This window comes from Rhodococcus sp. PAMC28707, assembly GCF_004795915.1.
Taxonomy (GTDB): Bacteria; Actinomycetota; Actinomycetes; order Mycobacteriales; family Mycobacteriaceae; genus Rhodococcoides.
Genome location: NZ_CP039253.1, coordinates 1,063,889 through 1,080,909, shown reverse-complemented (window position 1 = coordinate 1,080,909; position 17,021 = coordinate 1,063,889). Strand labels below are relative to the sequence as shown.

The 17,021-nt window shown below is 60.8% G+C and carries 16 protein-coding genes and 1 pseudogene; 12 read left to right on the top strand and 5 right to left on the bottom strand.

What is annotated here, in order from left to right; all coding sequences use genetic code 11:
* The first annotated feature begins 117 nt into the window (after window positions 1–117).
* The 10 genes from prpD (at window position 118) to E5720_RS04720 (ending at window position 11,034) form a co-directional block, all read left to right on the top strand.
* The gene (prpD, locus tag E5720_RS04765; RefSeq protein ID WP_136169681.1) at window positions 118–1,620 is read left to right on the top strand and encodes a 2-methylcitrate dehydratase PrpD; all 1,503 of its coding nucleotides are present in this window, start codon (window positions 118–120) and stop codon (window positions 1,618–1,620) included.
* Entirely contained in the window at window positions 1,620–2,534 is a 915-nt protein-coding gene (gene prpB, locus E5720_RS04760; protein ID WP_136169680.1) for a methylisocitrate lyase, read from the top strand. Before prpD ends, prpB begins: the two co-directional genes overlap by 1 nt.
* A complete protein-coding gene (locus E5720_RS04755; protein ID WP_136169679.1) occupies window positions 2,531–3,682 on the top strand; it encodes a bifunctional 2-methylcitrate synthase/citrate synthase in 1,152 nt (383 codons plus the stop codon). The genes prpB and E5720_RS04755 overlap by 4 nt, the downstream gene beginning before the upstream one ends.
* Window positions 3,683–3,768: 86 nt before the next feature.
* Window positions 3,769–5,154, top strand: a complete 1,386-nt coding sequence (locus E5720_RS04750; protein WP_136169678.1) for a potassium transporter TrkG — start codon at window positions 3,769–3,771, stop codon at window positions 5,152–5,154.
* Window positions 5,147–5,812, top strand: coding sequence for a TrkA family potassium uptake protein (locus E5720_RS04745; RefSeq protein WP_247596167.1), 666 nt, complete (start codon window positions 5,147–5,149; stop codon window positions 5,810–5,812). The genes E5720_RS04750 and E5720_RS04745 overlap by 8 nt, the downstream gene beginning before the upstream one ends.
* 96 nt (window positions 5,813–5,908) lie before the next feature.
* Window positions 5,909–7,213, top strand: coding sequence for a DUF2254 domain-containing protein (locus tag E5720_RS04740; RefSeq protein WP_136169677.1), 1,305 nt, complete (start codon window positions 5,909–5,911; stop codon window positions 7,211–7,213).
* Window positions 7,214–7,272: 59 nt separating this feature from the next.
* Window positions 7,273–8,064 (top strand): bifunctional hydroxymethylpyrimidine kinase/phosphomethylpyrimidine kinase, encoded by a 792-nt coding sequence (gene thiD, locus E5720_RS04735; protein ID WP_136169676.1) that lies wholly within the window; start codon window positions 7,273–7,275, stop codon window positions 8,062–8,064.
* A 125-nt stretch (window positions 8,065–8,189) separates the two neighbouring features.
* The gene (locus tag E5720_RS04730) at window positions 8,190–8,891 is read left to right on the top strand and encodes a GAF and ANTAR domain-containing protein (protein ID WP_136169675.1); all 702 of its coding nucleotides are present in this window, start codon (window positions 8,190–8,192) and stop codon (window positions 8,889–8,891) included.
* A 101-nt stretch (window positions 8,892–8,992) separates the two neighbouring features.
* Window positions 8,993–9,793 (top strand): alpha/beta hydrolase, encoded by an 801-nt coding sequence (locus E5720_RS04725; protein ID WP_136169674.1) that lies wholly within the window; start codon window positions 8,993–8,995, stop codon window positions 9,791–9,793.
* Window positions 9,790–11,034 carry a SpoIIE family protein phosphatase gene (locus tag E5720_RS04720; RefSeq protein ID WP_136169673.1) on the top strand — a complete coding sequence of 415 codons (1,245 nt, stop codon included), beginning with the start codon at window positions 9,790–9,792 and terminating at the stop codon, window positions 11,032–11,034. Before E5720_RS04725 ends, E5720_RS04720 begins: the two co-directional genes overlap by 4 nt.
* Here the strand turns inward: E5720_RS04720 and E5720_RS04715 are convergent.
* From E5720_RS04715 to E5720_RS04695, 5 genes and pseudogenes are all read right to left on the bottom strand, one after another.
* Complete coding sequence (locus E5720_RS04715; protein WP_136169672.1) at window positions 10,986–11,357, bottom strand: STAS domain-containing protein; 372 nt, start codon at window positions 11,355–11,357, stop codon at window positions 10,986–10,988. The two genes, E5720_RS04720 and E5720_RS04715, sit on opposite strands and share 49 nt — an antisense overlap.
* A gap of 205 nt (window positions 11,358–11,562) precedes the next feature.
* Window positions 11,563–11,835 (bottom strand): DUF4235 domain-containing protein, encoded by a 273-nt coding sequence (locus E5720_RS04710; RefSeq protein ID WP_136169671.1) that lies wholly within the window; start codon window positions 11,833–11,835, stop codon window positions 11,563–11,565.
* Window positions 11,832–12,113: a DUF3618 domain-containing protein gene (locus E5720_RS04705; RefSeq protein WP_136169670.1), complete on the bottom strand. Its 282-nt coding sequence runs from the start codon at window positions 12,111–12,113 to the stop codon at window positions 11,832–11,834. The genes E5720_RS04710 and E5720_RS04705 overlap by 4 nt, the downstream gene beginning before the upstream one ends.
* A complete protein-coding gene (locus E5720_RS04700) occupies window positions 12,110–13,642 on the bottom strand; it encodes a YhjD/YihY/BrkB family envelope integrity protein (protein ID WP_136169669.1) in 1,533 nt (510 codons plus the stop codon). The genes E5720_RS04705 and E5720_RS04700 overlap by 4 nt, the downstream gene beginning before the upstream one ends.
* 68 nt (window positions 13,643–13,710) lie before the next feature.
* Window positions 13,711–14,207 (bottom strand): annotated as a pseudogene (locus E5720_RS04695) (ferritin-like domain-containing protein); the annotation flags it as partial.
* A 248-nt stretch (window positions 14,208–14,455) separates the two neighbouring features.
* On the opposite strand from E5720_RS04695, the gene E5720_RS04690 reads away from it, so the two are divergent.
* Window positions 14,456–15,553, top strand: a complete 1,098-nt coding sequence (locus E5720_RS04690) for a ferredoxin reductase (RefSeq protein ID WP_210729957.1) — start codon at window positions 14,456–14,458, stop codon at window positions 15,551–15,553.
* A gap of 19 nt (window positions 15,554–15,572) precedes the next feature.
* Entirely contained in the window at window positions 15,573–16,985 is a 1,413-nt protein-coding gene (locus tag E5720_RS04685; protein ID WP_136169668.1) for an acyl-CoA desaturase, read from the top strand.
* The last annotated feature ends 36 nt before the right edge of the window (window positions 16,986–17,021 follow it).

The window sequence follows — 17,021 nt, the reverse complement described above, 5'->3', positions numbered from 1 at the left end:
TTCGCTGATTTGCAACAAAAGCCTCGCAAAAATAGGCAATTGCAAGACCTTCTGCAGCTCCGAGCGTGTACGTAAGGTTGCGAATCAAGCGTAGTCACCACCAGCACGGAGGATTTTGTGAAGACTCATCTCGTTCGTACCCATCGATCCGCCGAGGATTTTCCGCAGTCCGGTCACCTCGCATGGAAGATCGCCGAGGTAGCTACCGATGCGGTCGAGGTCCCCGCCTCCACCTCCGAGATGATCGTCAACCGCATCATCGACAACGCCTCCGTCGCGGCCGCCTCACTGGTGCGACGCCCGGTGACGAGCGCCCGCGCACAGGCGATGTCGCATCCATACAGCCCCGGTGCGACGGTGTTCGGTGTCGATGGAAAGTACTCGCCGGAGTGGGCAGCGTGGGCCAACGGCGTGGCAGTGCGTGAACTCGACTTCCACGACACCTTCCTCGCTGCCGAATACTCTCACCCTGGCGACAACATTCCGCCGATCCTCGCTGTCGCGCAGCATGCGGGCCGTAGCGGGCGCGATCTGATTCGCGGCCTCGCCACCGGCTATGAAGTTCAGATCGATCTGGTACGCGCAATCTCGTTGCACGAGCACAAGATCGACCACGTGGCCCATCTGGGGCCGTCGGCGGCTGCCGGAATCGGAACGCTGCTCGGTCTCGACACCGAGACCATCTACCAGGCGATCGGCCAAGCACTTCACACCACCACTGCTACACGCCAGTCACGCAAGGGGCAGATCTCGAGCTGGAAGGCCTATGCCCCAGCACTCGCGGGCAAAGTAGCAGTCGAAGCAGTCGACCGTGCCCTGCGCGGCGAAGGTGCACCGTCGCCGATCTGGGAAGGCGAGGATGGCGTCATCGCCTGGCTGCTCGGCGGGCCCGACGCGGAATACCATGTGTCACTGCCCGGACCTGGCGAGTCCAAGCGCGCGATCCTCGACAGTTACACCAAAGAGCATTCCGCCGAGTACCAGAGTCAGGCGCCGATCGACCTCGCGCGCCGGATGCGCGAGAAGATCTCCGATTTCGAACAGATCGAGAAGATCGTCCTGCACACCAGCCACCACACGCACTACGTCATCGGCACGGGATCGAACGATCCGCAGAAGTTCGATCCGACGGCATCACGCGAGACTCTCGATCACTCGGTCATGTACATCTTCGCTGTCGCGCTCGAGGACGGAGATTGGCACCACGAGTATTCGTACGCCCCCGAGCGTGCGCAACGACCTGACACGATTGCACTGTGGAACAAGATCTCCACGGCCGAGGACCCGGAGTGGACACGTCGTTATCACTCGACCGACCCCGATGAGAAGGCCTTCGGAGCGCGTGCCGAGATCACTTTGAAGGATGGCACTGTGATCACCGACGAACTCGCCGTCGCCGACGCACATCCGTTGGGAGCGCGGCCGTTTGCTCGCGAGCAGTACATCGCCAAGTTCCGGACTCTCGCCGACGGAGTCATCGAGCCGGCCGAGCAAGACCGCTTTCTTGCTGCTGTTGAAAACACACCGAATCTCGCTGCCGGAGAACTCGACCAGCTGACCTTCACCGTCACCGACGATGTCCTCTCGCGAGCACCGAAAACCCCGAAGGGGATCTTCTGATGGCGGGCTTGATCGCAGCGTCGACACCGGCGGTCGACAAACGCGTCGCTTTCCGGGCGAGCCTGATATCGGACAAGATCACCCGGCTCCCCGGCGCGATCAACCCGTTGACCGCCAAACTGATTCAAGAAATCGGTTTCGAGGGTGTGTACATATCGGGCGGCGCGTTCTCGGCCGGACTCGGTCTGCCGGATATCGGGCTCACCACCTTGACAGAGGTTGTTTCGCACAGTGCGCAGATTGCCGGCGTCACCGATCTTCCGGTCTTCATCGACGCCGACACCGGATTCGGTGAGCCGATGTCCGCGGCACGCACGGTCCTAGCGGCCGAGGACGCAGGCGTCGCCGGTCTTCACCTCGAAGACCAGGTCAACCCGAAGAGATGTGGGCACCTCGACGGTAAGTCGATCATCCCGACCGAGGAGATGGTGCGACGACTTCGTGCAGCCGTCGCCGCTCGTCGTGACCCAAATTTTGTAATCTGTGCTCGGACCGATGCCGCGGGAATCGATGGCATCGATGCCGCGATCGAGCGCGCGAAAGCATATGCCGACGCCGGTGCCGACTTGATCTTCACCGAGGCTCTGCACACCGAGGAAGACTTCACCAACTTCCGGGCAGCCGTGCAGACGCCGCTGCTCGCGAACATGACCGAGTTCGGGAAGTCGAATCTGATTCCGGCGCAGACGTTGCAAGATATCGGTTACAACGCCGTGATCTACCCGGTCACCATCCTGCGGCTTGCCATGGGTGCGATCGAGTCCGGTCTGCGAGAGATCCACGCGAAAGGTACTCAGGAAGCCTTGCTCGACCAAATGCAGACGCGGTCGCGACTGTACGAGCTGCTCGAATACGAGAAGTACAACGAGTTCGACACCGGTATCTTCAACTTCAGCCTGGGAGCGCAATCATGACCGATTCGATTCCTGATTCCCGACCGGCCTCCGGCCTGCCCACAGCGATCTACAAGGGTCTTGCCGGTGTCGTCGTCGACACCACAGCGATCTCCAAGGTTGTGCCCGAGACGAATTCGCTGACCTACCGCGGATACGCCGTTCAGGATCTGGCCGCGCACTGCAGTTTCGAACAGGTGGCTTACCTGTTGTGGAACGGAGAGATCCCCTCGGTGCAGCAACTCGAGTCGTTCACCCAACGTGAACGAGCGCTGCGCCGGGCGGACCGGTCTCTGTTGTCCCTGGTGACGAAGATGCCCGACAACTGCCATCCGATGGATGTCGTCCGCACAGCGATCAGCTACCTCGGTGCCGAGGATCCAGCCGAGGACGACAGCAGTCCGCTGGCCAACCTTCAAAAGGCATTGCGGATGACCGCGGTACTGCCGACGATCGTGGCTGCCGATCATCGCAGGCGCCACGGCCTCGATCCGATTGCACCGCACTCACATCTCGGATTCGCCGAGAACTTTCTGAACATGTGTTTCGGGAAGGTTCCTGAGCCGGAGATAGTGAAAGCGTTCGAAGTCTCGCTGATTCTGTACGCGGAACACAGCTTCAACGCGTCCACGTTCGCAGCCAGGGTCGTCACCTCGACACTGTCGGACATCTACAGTGCCGTGACCGCTGCCATCGGAGCGTTGAAGGGGCCGTTGCACGGTGGCGCGAACGAGGCTGTCATGCGAGACATGCTCGAGATCGACGACCCGGATCTCGCGGAAGCGTGGCTGAAGAACAAGCTCGCCGCGAAGGACAAGGTCATGGGATTCGGCCACCGTGTCTACAAGCACGGTGACTCCCGCGTCCCGACGATGAATGCGGCGTTCCGCGATGTAGCTGCTGTCACCGGTGGCGAGAAGTGGGTCCGCATGTACGACGTCCTCGAGAAGACGATGGGCGACGCAACCGGAATCAAGCCCAACCTCGACTTCCCGACTGGCCCTGCCTACTACCTGATGGGCTTCGACATCGACGTCTTCACACCGATTTTCGTGATGAGCCGGATCACGGGGTGGACCGCCCACATCATCGAACAAGGCGCATCGAATGCACTGATCCGTCCGCTCAGCGAATATTCGGGAGTGCCGCAGCGCGCTGTCGTGGTGTGACTCTCGGCAGGGCAAGTGAAGGTCGACGGACATCGTTGGCCCTCGTTGCGGTCGAGAGTCCCGACGGCGTGGTTAGGCTCTAGTGCGTGACGCCCCCCGCCGACGACCCCCCTGAGAAGCGTCGATGGTTCGTAGACGCCGCGAAGTTGACTCCGGTTCGTTTCGTTTCACTGGGATTTGCGGTTGCTATCGCGGTCGGGACGGGTCTTCTCAGCATCCCTTGGGCCAGTCAGCCAGGATCGGGCGCAAGTCCACTGCAGGCATTGTTCACCGCGACGTCGGCGATGTGCCTTACCGGTCTCGTCGTAGTGGACACACCGACGCAGTGGTCGGGTTTCGGGCAAGGCATCATTCTGGCGCTGATCCAACTGGGCGGGCTCGGCATCATGACCATGGCCTCGTTGGTGGGGTTGATTCTCGCCGATCGAATCGGTCTGCGGAGTCGGCTCAACACGGCCGTGGAATTGCGCGCTACGGGACTGACCGACATCCGCAGTGTCGTGACCGGAGTCGTACGCACCAGCTTCGTCATCGAAGCCGTCATAGCCGTATGTCTCGGACTACGTTTCTGGTCGGGATACGACGAACCACCGCTTCGTGCGGTGTGGTTGGGCGTTTTTCATTCGATATCGTCGTTCAACAATGCTGGGTTCGTCCTCTTCGAGGGCAATATCATCGGCTTCGCCACCGACCCTTGGATTTGTATACCCCTGATAGTCGCCGTCGTGCTGGGAGGACTGGGCTTCCCGGTGCTCTTCGAGGTGATCCGGCAGATTCGTCGCCGCCCGTCACAATTGCCGCGTCGTTGGTCCCTGCATTCTCGACTGACACTGTCGGTCACCGGAGTGCTTCTGATTGTCGGACCCGCGCTGGTACTGGTACTCGAATGGTCTCGGACCCTCGCGCCCTTCGGAGTCGCTGACAAAGTACTGGTCGGCAGTTTCCAAGGAATCATGTCGAGATCTGCGGGCTTGAACAGCATCGACTGGGCAGAGGCCGACCAGGCGACTCTCCTTGTCACCGATGTGCTGATGTTCATCGGCGGCGGAAGCGGCGGCACGGCCGGCGGAATCAAGGTCACGACGTTCGCAGTGCTGTTGTTCGTCATCATCGCCGAAATCCGTGGAGATCGGACAGTGACGGCCTTCGATCGACAGATCAATACACGGGTGCAGCGGCAGGCCTTGACCGTCGCATTGTTCGGTATCGCATTGGTGGTGGTTCCGACCGTGGTCCTCTTGGCAGGCACACCTTTCGGCCTCGACGCGCTGTTGTTCGAGGTCGTCTCGGCTTCGGCGACTGTCGGACTGTCGACCGGGATCACCGGCCAGCTTCCGCCTTGGGGGCAGTTGATCCTGATTCTGCTCATGTACGTCGGCCGTATCGGATCGATCACCTTGGTCAGTGCACTTGCAGCGCGTGATCGTGGGCGCCGCTACACTCTCCCCGAAGAAAGGCCGTTCATTGGTTAAGAAACCTTCCTCCAACGTGGTCGTCGTCCTCGGGCTCGGTCGATTCGGCAATTCCCTTGCACTCGAGCTCATGTCGCAAGGTACCGAAGTCCTCGGAATCGACTCCGACGAAACACTCGTACAGCGGATGTCGGATCGCCTGACTCACGCAGCCGTTGCCGACACCACCGACGAGCAGGCTCTCCGGCAGCTCTCGGTGCACGAGTTCGACCGCGCGGTCGTGGCCATCGGTTCGAAACTCGAAGCGAGTCTGCTCACCGCGTCGGCCCTGATCAATTTGTCGGTCACCAACATCTGGGCCAAAGCCACCACCAACGCGCACGCAAAGATCTTGACGCAGATCGGTGTCCACCACGTGGTTCGACCCGAACACGACATGGGCAAGCGGGTAGCGCACCTCGTTCGTGGACGAATGATGGACTACATCGAGTTCGACGACGAATTTGCCATGGCCAAGACCTCGCCACCGAAATTCGTCATCGGAATTCAATTGGGTGACAGTGCTGTTCGTACCAAACACAAGGTGACAGTGGTGGCGATCAAACGGCAGGGCGAGGGTTTCACCTACGCTGCCGCTGACACGATCGTCGCCGCGGGCGACACCATCATCGTCTCGGGCAAGGTCCGCGACATCGAGCGATTCAGTGAGTTGCTCTGAAAGCGCGCCGACATACTGTGGACCAGTCCAGTAGAGGTGTCGTGGATCGAAGGAGTCGCGGATGAGTACAACTAGTTTTCCCGGTGAGAGTCCGTGGTGAGCGCTCTACGTGTCCGGCTCCTCCGGGCACGCGAATCGTTCTGGTTTCTTCCCACGCTCCTCGGTATCGTGGCTATTGTTCTGGCGCAACTTCTGATCACGCTCGACCGTCGTCTCGACGGTACAGATTTCGGAGCCTGGGGTTTTCTGCTCTACCGGGTCGGAGCCAGCGGAAGCCGGGACATCCTCGGTGCCATCGGTGGCTCGATGCTGGCGGTGGCTGCGACATCATTTTCCATCACCATCTCGGTACTTGCGACCGCAAGCTCAACCTATGGTCCGCGGCTCGTGCGAAATTTCATGTCCGACAGAGGGAATCAGTTCGTACTCGGAATTTTCGGAGCGACTTTCCTATACGCGTTGATGGTGTTGCGTTCGATCCGTTCCGAATCGAACGACGGGGTTTCCTTTGTTCCCGATATCGCCGTCAATGTCGCAGTCCTACTGGCGGTACTCGACGTCGCGGTATTGGTGTATTTCATTCACCATATCGCGAATTCGATTCAGGTCTCCACACTCTCCGCACGGGTTCGCGGTGAGTTGGTTGCGGTGGTCGATTCGTTGTATCCGCAGGCCTTGCCCGAGGACGCGGTCGCCGCACGTTCTCTGCCCGAGCCTTCGGTGAACGTGCTGGCGCAGTCCTCGGGTTTCGTGGTCGGCGTCGACGAACAGGCATTGCTCTCAGCGGCCTGCAACGGTGATTGCGTCATCGAACTGCGGATCGGACCGGGCGACCACCTGATCGCGGGCGAGCCTATCGCTGTGATGAGTCGTGGCACGGATTCGGATACCGAAGATGCGGTCAGGGCAGCAGTGAACCTGGGGGACACCCGAACCCCGAATCAAGACATCCAGTTCGCGGTACAGCAGCTTACGGAGATGGCGGTGCGGGCAATGTCGCCGAGCACCAACGATCCTTACACTGCCCGGAACGCGCTAGCCGAACTCGCCGTTGGACTGGTTCCGCTCAGCACGCGGCCAACACCCCTTCTAGGACGCGTCGACGGCGCGGGGAACTATCGAGCCACCGTGACTCGCTCGACAGCGACGGATCTGATCGACCAAGTCTTCGACGCCATGCGCCACTACAGTCTCGGTAATCCGCTTGCAGTGATTGCAACTGCGGAGTTGGGTCAGCGAATCGGGACCACCACAGTGCATTCCGACATCCGAGAGACGATTCTGCGTCAGTTGGCGGCCCTCAACCGCGCCTACAGCGGCAGTGACAGCGACCCGATCGATATCGAGGCCGCTCGAACACGCATCGTCGCGGCAACCACCGCGATCACCGCCCAGCGTTGATCTCCTCCGGTGGCAGCAAATACGCTGGTGAAGAATTCGGTCACGAAAGAAAGAGATACATGTCGACACGCGCATTTGTCATCGCAGGGTCTGAGGCCACGGGTGGCGCCGGGCTGCAGGCCGATCTCAAAACTTTCGAAAAGCTCGGTGTTTACGGCGTCGGGACCATTACCTGCATCGTGTCGTTCGATCCCGCGTCGGGTTGGGGGCACCGATTCGTTCCGATTGCAGGCTCGGTCATTGCCGATCAGATCGAAGCAGCAACCGCCGCACACGACCTCGACGTCGTCAAGATCGGCATGCTGGGCACACCGGAGACCGTTGCCACCGTCGCGAAGTCCCTCAGCAGACAGCCTTGGCGTCACGTCGTCGTAGATCCGGTTCTGATCTGCAAGGGTCAGGAACCGGGTGCTGCCCTGGACACGGACACCGCGCTGCGTACCGACATACTGCCGCTGGCCACTGTCGTTACTCCCAACCTGTTCGAAGCCCGAACACTCGCCGGGATGGATGCTGTCGAGACTGCCGAAGACCTAGCCGAGGCGGCAAAGAGAATTGCCGACCTAGGGCCTCGGTATGTCGTCGTCAAAGGTGGTACCGGCCTGCCCGGTGACGACGCTGTGGACGTGCTCTACGACGGGCAGGACATCACCTTCTTTCGGGCGCCGAAGATCGGAAACGAGCGAGTATCCGGTGCGGGATGCGTCTTCGCGGCCGCCATTACCGCTGAGCTTGCCAAAGGCGCGAGTGTCCTCGAAGCAGTGTCTACGGCGAAGGACTTCGCGCATGCGGGCATCGTCGGCCGAATCACGACGAATGCTCCGTTCGACGCTGTCGGTTGGCATGACTGAGGACGGCCGAAAAGCTTCTTTCAACCACTCGTGATTGCCGAGTCGACCGGATCGGGGTGGATTGCGAAGTAGGGTCGGACAAACGCCAGGCGGCTCAGGGCAAGTTCAGGCGATGGGTGGGGACGATGAGTTTGGAGTCATCCGATCAGCGGGCGCTCGACGGAGCGCTGAGTCGAGGGATGTCGGAGATGGCGCGTGTCTTGCAGCAGAACTACGCGAGTATCGAAGACACGCTGGTCTCGATCACCACCATGGCAGTCGGGATGGTCCCAGGTACTGATCACGCTGGAATTACTCTGGTCACCGGACGCCTCACGGTCGAGTCGAGGGCCGCGACGGGTGAGTTACCGCGTCGACTCGACTCCCTGCAACAGCAATGTGGACAGGGGCCATGCCTGGACGCCGTGTGGGAGCAGCGGACGGTCCATGTCGAAGACATGAGATCGGAACATCGTTGGCCGCAGTTCGCTTCTGAGGCGTGGGAAATGGGTGTGCGTTCGATGCTGGCATTTCAGCTCTACACCGGACGTGACAATTTGGGAGCCCTCAATCTGTACTCCGAGAGGGCCAACGGGTTCGATTCTGCAAGCGAGGAACTCGGCTTGTTGTTGGCCACTCAAGCTGCCGTTGCTTTGATCGCTGCTCAACACGAGGATCAGATGCAGTCCGCGCTGGCCTCGCGTGACCTTATCGGCCAGGCCAAGGGCATGATCATGGAAAGATACGGCATCGACGCGGTCCAGGCGTTCGACCTACTCAGCAGGCTCTCGCAGGACTGGAATACCAGTGTCGCCGAACTGGCCGGCCGAGTGACGCAGCGGCGGTGAACGTCGAGATTGCGCCGTGAATTTTCGGTAGTGGCCGCCGTGCTTCGTTCGAGAACCAGGGTGCGCTCGATGCCTCCGCGGCCCAGTGTCAGAATGTGCTGGTGAACGTGCGCGTGAAGAACAATGTGAGGATCGTCGGAGCTTCGGACGGTCCGGTAGTGATGCTCGCGCACGGCTTCGGTTGCGATCAAAATTTGTGGGGGTCGGTCACTGAGCGCTTAGTGGCTTCCTTCAAGGTAGTTCTGTTCGATCACGTGGGTGCCGGCGGATCGAACCTGGACGCATGGGATGCTTCCAAGTACGCTGACCTCGAACAATATGCCCGCGACGTACTCGACATCGTCGAGGAACTCGATCTACGTGATGTCGTGTTCGTCGGTCACTCGGTCGCGTCGATGATCGGGGTACTGGCTGTCGCCGAGGCGCCCGAACGATTCGCGAAGTTGATTTTGTTGACGCCGTCGCCGTGCTATATCGACGATGGCGATTACCGAGGTGGGTTCACCAAGGCAGACATCGACGAGTTGCTCGATTCCCTCGACAGCAACTATCTGGGTTGGTCAGCGGTGATGGCTCCGACCGTCATGGGTACACCGGATCGACCCGAACTCGAGGAGCAACTGACCGATAGCTTCTGTCGAACGGATCCGGCGGCTGCCAAAGTGTTCGCGATGGCGACGTTTCTTTCGGACAATCGCGCCGATCTGAAGCGCGTGACCGTGCCGACGCTGGTGGTCGACTGCGCACGCGACACCCTTGCTCCGCCCGAAGTCGGCCGATACGTGCACGAGAACATCGCCGGCAGTACGTTGCAGACACTCGACGTCAGCGGACACTGTCCGCAGGTCAGTGCTCCCGAACTAACTTCCGCCGCGATAGCTGGGTTTGCGGCGCGGTCATGAGCGCGCCGAAGGAACCCGCTTCTGGCGATGCACTCGAAGAGAGCCTGCTCGATCTGTACGAGAACGCGCCGTGCGGGTACCTCTCATTGTGGCCGGACGGCACCATCGCGAAGCTGAATTCGACGATCGCCGGATGGCTGGGGCGTCAACAGGACTCGATGATCGGGACGTCGTTCACGCGACTGCTCACTGCGGGCGGTCGCATTCACTACGAGACCCATTTCGCGCCGATTCTGCACATGAACGGTCACATCGACGGCGTCACGGTAGATCTCGTCACTGCGGACGGTGGCCGGTTGCCGGTGTTCTTGACCGCGAACGTCAAGACCGACGATTGCGGTGAACCAGTGTTGATTCGGATCACTGCTCTCGACGCGCGCCATCGGCGGGCTTACGAGCGTGAGCTGCTCGAGGCTCGTAAGCGTGCAGACGACAGTCGAGCGCGAGTTGAACTGTTGGCCAAGACATTACAGCGATCGCTACTGCCGTCCTCGCTGTCTCCGCCTGTGGGATTGGACGCGCAGGCCTCCTATCACTACGCGTCGACGGAGGACGTAGGTGGCGACTTCTACGACCTCTTCCCGCTCGCGACCGACCAATGGGGGTTCTTTCTCGGTGACGTCTGCGGAAAGGGTGCGGGTGCGGCGGCGGTGACGTCGTTGACGAGATACACGCTCCGCGCGGCTGCGGTGTACGACCGGGACCCAATTGCGGTGCTGCACAATCTCGATACCGTATTCGAGCAGGAATTCCACGCGACCGAACCGCAGTTCTGCACTGTGATATTCGGCGTCCTCACAGTCGTCGACGACGGCTTCGACGTGGAGTTGGCCGGCGGCGGGCATCCTCCGGCGTTACTTCTTCGCGCAGACGGAAGTGCGAGTTTCGTGGAGACGACAGGAGGCCAATTGGTCGGCATTCTTCCCAATGCCAGATTCGTCTCGACCCGACTGTCCCTGCGGCCGGGAGATACTCTCGTTCTCTACACCGACGGATTGACAGAAGCGCGCGTCGGGCCCGGTCGCGAACGTTATGACGATACCGGGGCGCTACTCGACTTCGCGCGGTCACATTCGCCGACAACCGCCGAGGCGATCATCGATGACATTCGCGCACTGCTGGACAGCTTCGGGGCGGGCCTCGAGGACGACGCCGCTGTGCTGGCGCTCGGTGTGCCCGCCGGACCCGATACTCAGCTCGGTGAGTCGATTGCTGCCAGCGCGGTGGGTAGATCTTCGTAGAGAGAGAAGACCTGATCCAGGCCCATCAGCCGGATCGGACGGCTGGTGGCCGGACCGTCGGCAACCACGGCGAACTGTAATGTTTCGCCGAGCTTGTTTTGAGCAACAGTGAGCACCGTCATCGCGGCCGAGGCAACGAAAGTCACCTCGGACAAATCCACCACAAGGGCGGTCGGTGCAGTGAGTACACCTTCGGAGATTGCCTCATCCAGGGCGGGCGAGGTCCGCATGTCCAGCTCGCCGGACACGGTGAGCACGAGCGTCGACCCGTTGTAGTGACGCGCAATGTCGAACTGCGCGGCCTGGGTCCCGTCGACCGGCATGGGCACTCCTCGCTCAGAAGCGGTCCGAAGGTGGACGCTTACCGGTCGATTAAACCAGGCCCTCGTTGCCGCCCCGGCGAGCACCGATGGCTGAGTGATTCGTCCGGTACTCGATTGCGGTCAGAGGCGACCTTTCAAGGTCGAATTCCAGTAAACCCGAGGTAGTGCGTACCGATCGAAAGCCCAAGCAATTCGGTGTGGTCTTTCACGTGGGGTCTTCATGGGCCAATGCGCGATAGCCGTGGGCGCCTGCGCGATCGATCGCAGCTTTGACCAACCCGAATACGGCGCCGTGCACTGCTGCAGCAATCAACACCTCCTGTGCAGAGCGTCCGAGATCCTTCGGGTCCGGGGCCTTGTCGTCTTCGTCCCCGATGCGCTTCCATACCTGTTTGAACACCATTCCGGCTACAACTCCGCCGAGCACACTCATCGCCAGCGACAGCGGCTTGTACATTGTCTTGGACACCGTGCTCATCGGAGGACTCCTCGCCTCGACTTGCGGCGACGGACCACGACGTATGCAATCACTGCGCCGATCGCGGCCGCTGCCAGCGCTGCGACGATCCCCGGATTCGATTCGGCGGTGGACTTGGCCTTCTCGACGCTTGCCGACGCGCTGTCGTGGACGCGGGTCGGGACATCGGCCTTCGCTGCGAGCGCTGCCACGGTCTCGGAAAGTTCGGCACGTAGTTCGTCGACGCTGGGTGTCTGGTCGTTCGATGGCTGGGCTTCGTTGGAGTGTTTTCCGGTCATCGGATGCCTTCTTTGATTGCGGTGATGTCTTTGTCGACGCTGGCGACAGTGTTTTCGGGAACGGGGGGGAGTGCATTCTTCGCGCGCTTGGCTCCGACGAGGGCAAGAATCGCACCGACAAGGGTCACCGCCGCCGCGATGATCAACGCGGCGAGCCAGGGATCCAGCACGGTCGACAGACCGAGAACAGCCGTTGCAATGAAGGTGGCGAGCCCGAAGAACAGCAGTAACGCGCCGGCGCCGGAAATCCCGATTCCGATTCCCAGGCGGGTGCCTTTGGTTTTCACCTCATCCAGACCGGCCGAGATTTCGGTGCGTACCAGGGTCGAGACTTGCTGGGTGAGCCGCTCGACGAGTTGGACGGTGGACAGATCTGCAACCTCGCTCCTACTTGCCTGCCGTAGGTGGTCGGGTCTGGTGTCGGGTCGGTCTGTCACGGTTGCTCCTTTCGTGCCGATGGGAGAGTCGGCGTCCTCTGACTGGTCGGGATTGTGTTGTGTGCGCAACAGGCGGCCCTGTTCGATCGCTTCGGCATCTTTTTCGGCGTTCTTGTCCGAGACTCGCGTATCGCGTGGCGGCAACTGAAGCTGCTCCTCGGCGATCATTCCTGCCTGTAGCTGACGGCCTCGCTCCAATTCGGAATCGAGTTCTGCTCCGAACAGCAACGCCAGGTTGGTGATCCACAGCCACAGCAGAAATATGATCGCGCCCGCGAGCGACCCGTAGGTTTTGTTGTAACTGCTGAAGTTGGCGACGTAGAACCCGAAACCTGCCGATGCCAGAATCCACGCGAGGATGCCGACTCCAGCGCCTGCGCTGATCCAGCGAAACTTCGGCTGCTGGACATTCGGGGTTGCGTAGTAGAGAACGGCTACGGCGAGAACGACAAGTATTAGGACGATCGGGAAACGGGCGATGTTCCAGACAGTCAACGCGGTTTCGCCGAGCCCCACGGTCTCGCCCACTGCTTTGGCGACCGGGCCGCTCAATGCCAACATCACAGCAGCACATGCCAACAGCGCGAGGGCAACCAACGTCACCACAAGCATGATCGGACGCAGCTTCCAGACGGGCCGCCCCTCGTCGACCTCGTACATCCGATTCATCGCCCGCCCGAAAGCTCCCACGTAACCTGAGGCCGACCACAATGCGCCCAACAGGCCGGTGACAAGCGCAAACCCGGCAGCCGGCGCCTGAACCAACTGCTCGATAGGTCCCCGCAACGTGTCCACCGCAGACGACGGACCGAGATCGCCGACGACCTGAAGCACGCCGTCCACCGTTGCCTGCCCCTGGCCGAACACTCCCAGTAGCGACACGACAGCAAGCATTGCCGGAAACAGTGACAGCACAGCGTAATAGGTGAGAGCCGCGGCGAGATCGGTACACTGATCGCGCGAAAACTCTCTTGCGGTCTTACGGACGACGAACATCCATGACGGCTTGGTCAGCTCTGCCGGTGATTGCGGCTTGCGAGGGTCGTCGGGGTCGGCTTCGACCGGGGCTGTTGAATCGTTACGTACGTGCACAATGCGGACATACCCGTCCGTCGATTTCGGAAACTGTGGCGACTCACCAATAGTGGAAGCATCACCGATCAGCGAGTCGTGACAACTTCCTTGGCGATTGCAGCAAGTCGTGTCTGGGCCGCTGATACGACCCCGTGACGATTCTTGTGCGCTTCTTCGAAGGCGAGCACGACGCGAACGCCCGACGGATCATCCAATTCAACCTCGGCAGCTTCCGGAGCTGCGTCGCGGCTGGCGGCGAGTGTCTTCGCTGCAACTTCACCTGCATGTGCCCCTCTGCCGAGTAGCTCGCTCACCCTGTTGGGTGTGCCGCGGGCTGCGTCGAGTGCTCGATCGAGACTGCGGGCGAACCACGTCGCGGGCGCATTGACCAACTTGACGGCGCTTCCCGCTGCGGCCTGCAGCGGCGACCGACGCAATGCTGCGGGGCCGCCCAGTGCGTCTTCGGCGAGGACGGTTTCGACCATTCCACGGTAGCGCTATGTGCGGTGATCAATCGGTCGGCCAGGGCAATCACCTTCGGCTCGTGGGCGGCTGTCGCGAGAGCCTTGATGTACTTTGCGCGGCCTGCTGAGTGCGTTGCCCGTCGATATCGGCAGCAAACACCGAAAGCTCGAGAGTGATGCGCATCACTTGGCGCTCTCGGGTGGTCTCTCGACGTCGGCGAGGGGGGTCTTCGACTGGACGAAGGGTGGTTGGTTCGGTGTATTCCACTGCGCTGCAATGAGATACAGCCCAATCTGTGACACGCTCGGTTCGGTCGATTCGCGAATCCAGCACATAACATGCGTGACCAGGGTTAACGTGTACATCGTGGCAGAGCGCGGGGCCAGACCCCAGGTTTCGATAGTTCGCAGGACGATGCTGAGAGCCGTCCGATTACTGTTCAATCCGCTGAGACCGGACGACTATCTCTCGATGATCAATCCGCTCTGGACCACCCGTGAGCTGCGCGGCAAGGTCGAGCGAGTCTCCCCTGAGGGGTCGGAGGCAGTGTCGGTCTACATCCGGCCAGGCTTCGAATGGGCCGGTCACACCCCGGGGCAATATGTGCGTCTGGGAGTGCTCATCGACGGTCGATATCACTGGCGAGCGTATTCGATCACCTCGGATCCCAACCCGATCGACGGCTTGGTGAGTGTCAGCCCCAAGCTTGTTCCGGAGGGCACGGTGTCGCCCTATCTGGTCGGCACCATCAGGGCCGGCGACATAGTCCGACTCAGTGAGGTCGAAGGCGAGTTCACGCTGCCCTATCCCTTGCCGGCGAAAATGGTGTTCATCAGTGCGGGGAGCGGCATCACACCGATCATCAGCATGCTTCGTAGTGTGGACCACCACGACCAAATGAAGGACATCGTCGTCGTCCACTCGGTTCACAACCGTGAGCAGTTGATGTTCGCCGACACCCTTGCCGAACTGGAAGCGAAGCATCCTGGTTTTCGTTTCGAACTGCGCATCACCAGCGACGAAGGTCGAATGAAAGCCACCGAGCTCGACAAGCTCGTTCCGGACTGGCGTGAGCGTGAGGCGTTCTGTTCCGGTCCGGGGGAGCATCTGGACGACCTGCGGTCCTACTGGAAGGACGAGGGCGACTACGAGCGGTTCCATCATGAAAGCTTTCAGCCAGTCATCGGTGGCAATGCCGACGACGGCGAGGGTGGCACTATCCGGTTCGTCAACAGTGACAAGGACGTGGAGTGCGACGGCGGAACGACGATATTGGTAGCCGGTGAAGACGCAGGCCTCGACCTGACATTCGGATGTCGCATCGGGATTTGCCACACCTGTATCGGAACGCTGAGGTCCGGGCGTTTACGCGACTTGCGCAACGGGGATGTATCGGAACCAACGGGACAAGCCGTGCGAATTTGTGTGAACACGGCCGAGGGCGACATCGAAATCGAGCTATGAGATCTCCGGAGGGATTTTTATGACCATCGACCACTCGACTCGCACGGAGCCGGTCAATCCGCTGGCACACCTGAGCGAGGAGACCATCGCGGAGTTGGCCAAAGAGTTCGACGCCATTCACGACGAGGTGTACGCGAGCCTGGGGGCAAAGGATCGGAAATACATCACCTCGGTGATCGCGGCACAACGCCAACTTCTGGTCGCTGGGCGTGTACTTCTGCTCGGCTCGACGAGCAAGCCGGCTTGGCTGGCGGGCACGGCGTGCCTCGGAGTTGCGAAGATCCTCGAAAACATGGAGATCGGCCACAACGTCATGCACGGGCAGTGGGACTGGATGAACGATCCGGAGATCCACTCTTCGGTGTGGGACTGGGACACTGCGTCGACGGCGAAATCGTGGAAGCATTCACACAATTACGTGCATCACACGTACACGAACATTCGCGGCAAGGACAAAGACCTCGGATACGAGATCATGCGTATCGACCCGCGGCAGAAATGGCACCCGGTCTATCTGGCACAGCCCTTCTACAACGTTCTCCTCATGGCGTTCTTCGAATGGGGTGTGGCGCTGCACGATCTGGACCTCGATGCGTTGCGACACGGCGACAAGTCGCCGAAGGAACTGCTGGCAGATCTCAGGGGCATTGCAGGTAAAGCACGTCGGCAGTTCGTCAAGGACTATATCGGCTGGCCGGTTATCAGTGCGGGCGCATTCGGCTTGGCGCAGCTGATGTCCGGAGGGCATCTGCGCGAGAGCAAGAAGTCGAGAGTGGCTGCGCGGTTGCGTAAGTCGACACGATTCGGGAAGAACAACGCCATATCCGATGTGCTCGATGATCGCTTCAGCGGCGTCGAAAGCACTTTCGTCGCAACGTTTGCCGCGAACTTTTTCGCGAATATCATTCGCAACGTCTGGTCGCACGGCATTATTTTCTGCGGGCATTTTCCGGATCAGGCCTACACGTTCAGTGAAGAAGAAGTGGAGAACGAAACCCGCGGCGGCTGGTACGTTCGCCAACTCGTCGGCGCTGCCAACATCGATGGCGGGCCATTTTTCCATCTGATGAGCGGGAACTTGAGTTACCAAGTGGAGCACCATCTGTACCCGGATATGCCGAGTACGAGGTATTCCGAAGTGTCTCCGAAAATCAAAGACATCTGCGAGCGCTACCAGTTGCCGTACAACAGTGGACCGCTGATGCAGCAGTGGGGAATGGTGCACCGCACGATCGCCCGACTCGCCTTGCCCGGTGGCAAGCTTCGGCCGAAGCCCGGCCCCTATCGGCCCGAGGAAGCCTGGCGTAGGAAGTTCAACGAAAGTGAAGCCGCCAATTCGCGCAGCCGTCTTCCGGCGAGCCATCCTGACGCGGGACCCGAGCATCGGGGCGGAGGCGTGGATGTCGAGCCGCCACCGCGCGGAGACGACTGATCTCACTGGCGGTGCGGTACCCGATCCAATAGAACG

What these genes read in the sequence shown, in the direction of transcription:
- E5720_RS04720 (WP_136169673.1), top strand. Translation starts at nt 9,790, where the DNA reads ATGAGCGCGCCGAAGGAACCCGCTTCTGGCGATGCACTCGAAGAGAGC.
- thiD (WP_136169676.1), top strand. Translation starts at nt 7,273, where the DNA reads ATGTCGACACGCGCATTTGTCATCGCAGGGTCTGAGGCCACGGGTGGC.
- E5720_RS04730 (WP_136169675.1), top strand. Translation starts at nt 8,190, where the DNA reads ATGAGTTTGGAGTCATCCGATCAGCGGGCGCTCGACGGAGCGCTGAGT.
- prpB (WP_136169680.1), top strand. Translation starts at nt 1,620, where the DNA reads ATGGCGGGCTTGATCGCAGCGTCGACACCGGCGGTCGACAAACGCGTC.
- E5720_RS04715 (WP_136169672.1), bottom strand. Translation starts at nt 11,357, where the DNA reads ATGCCGGTCGACGGGACCCAGGCCGCGCAGTTCGACATTGCGCGTCAC.
- E5720_RS04705 (WP_136169670.1), bottom strand. Translation starts at nt 12,113, where the DNA reads ATGACCGGAAAACACTCCAACGAAGCCCAGCCATCGAACGACCAGACA.
- E5720_RS04710 (WP_136169671.1), bottom strand. Translation starts at nt 11,835, where the DNA reads ATGAGCACGGTGTCCAAGACAATGTACAAGCCGCTGTCGCTGGCGATG.
- E5720_RS04755 (WP_136169679.1), top strand. Translation starts at nt 2,531, where the DNA reads ATGACCGATTCGATTCCTGATTCCCGACCGGCCTCCGGCCTGCCCACA.
- E5720_RS04685 (WP_136169668.1), top strand. Translation starts at nt 15,573, where the DNA reads ATGACCATCGACCACTCGACTCGCACGGAGCCGGTCAATCCGCTGGCA.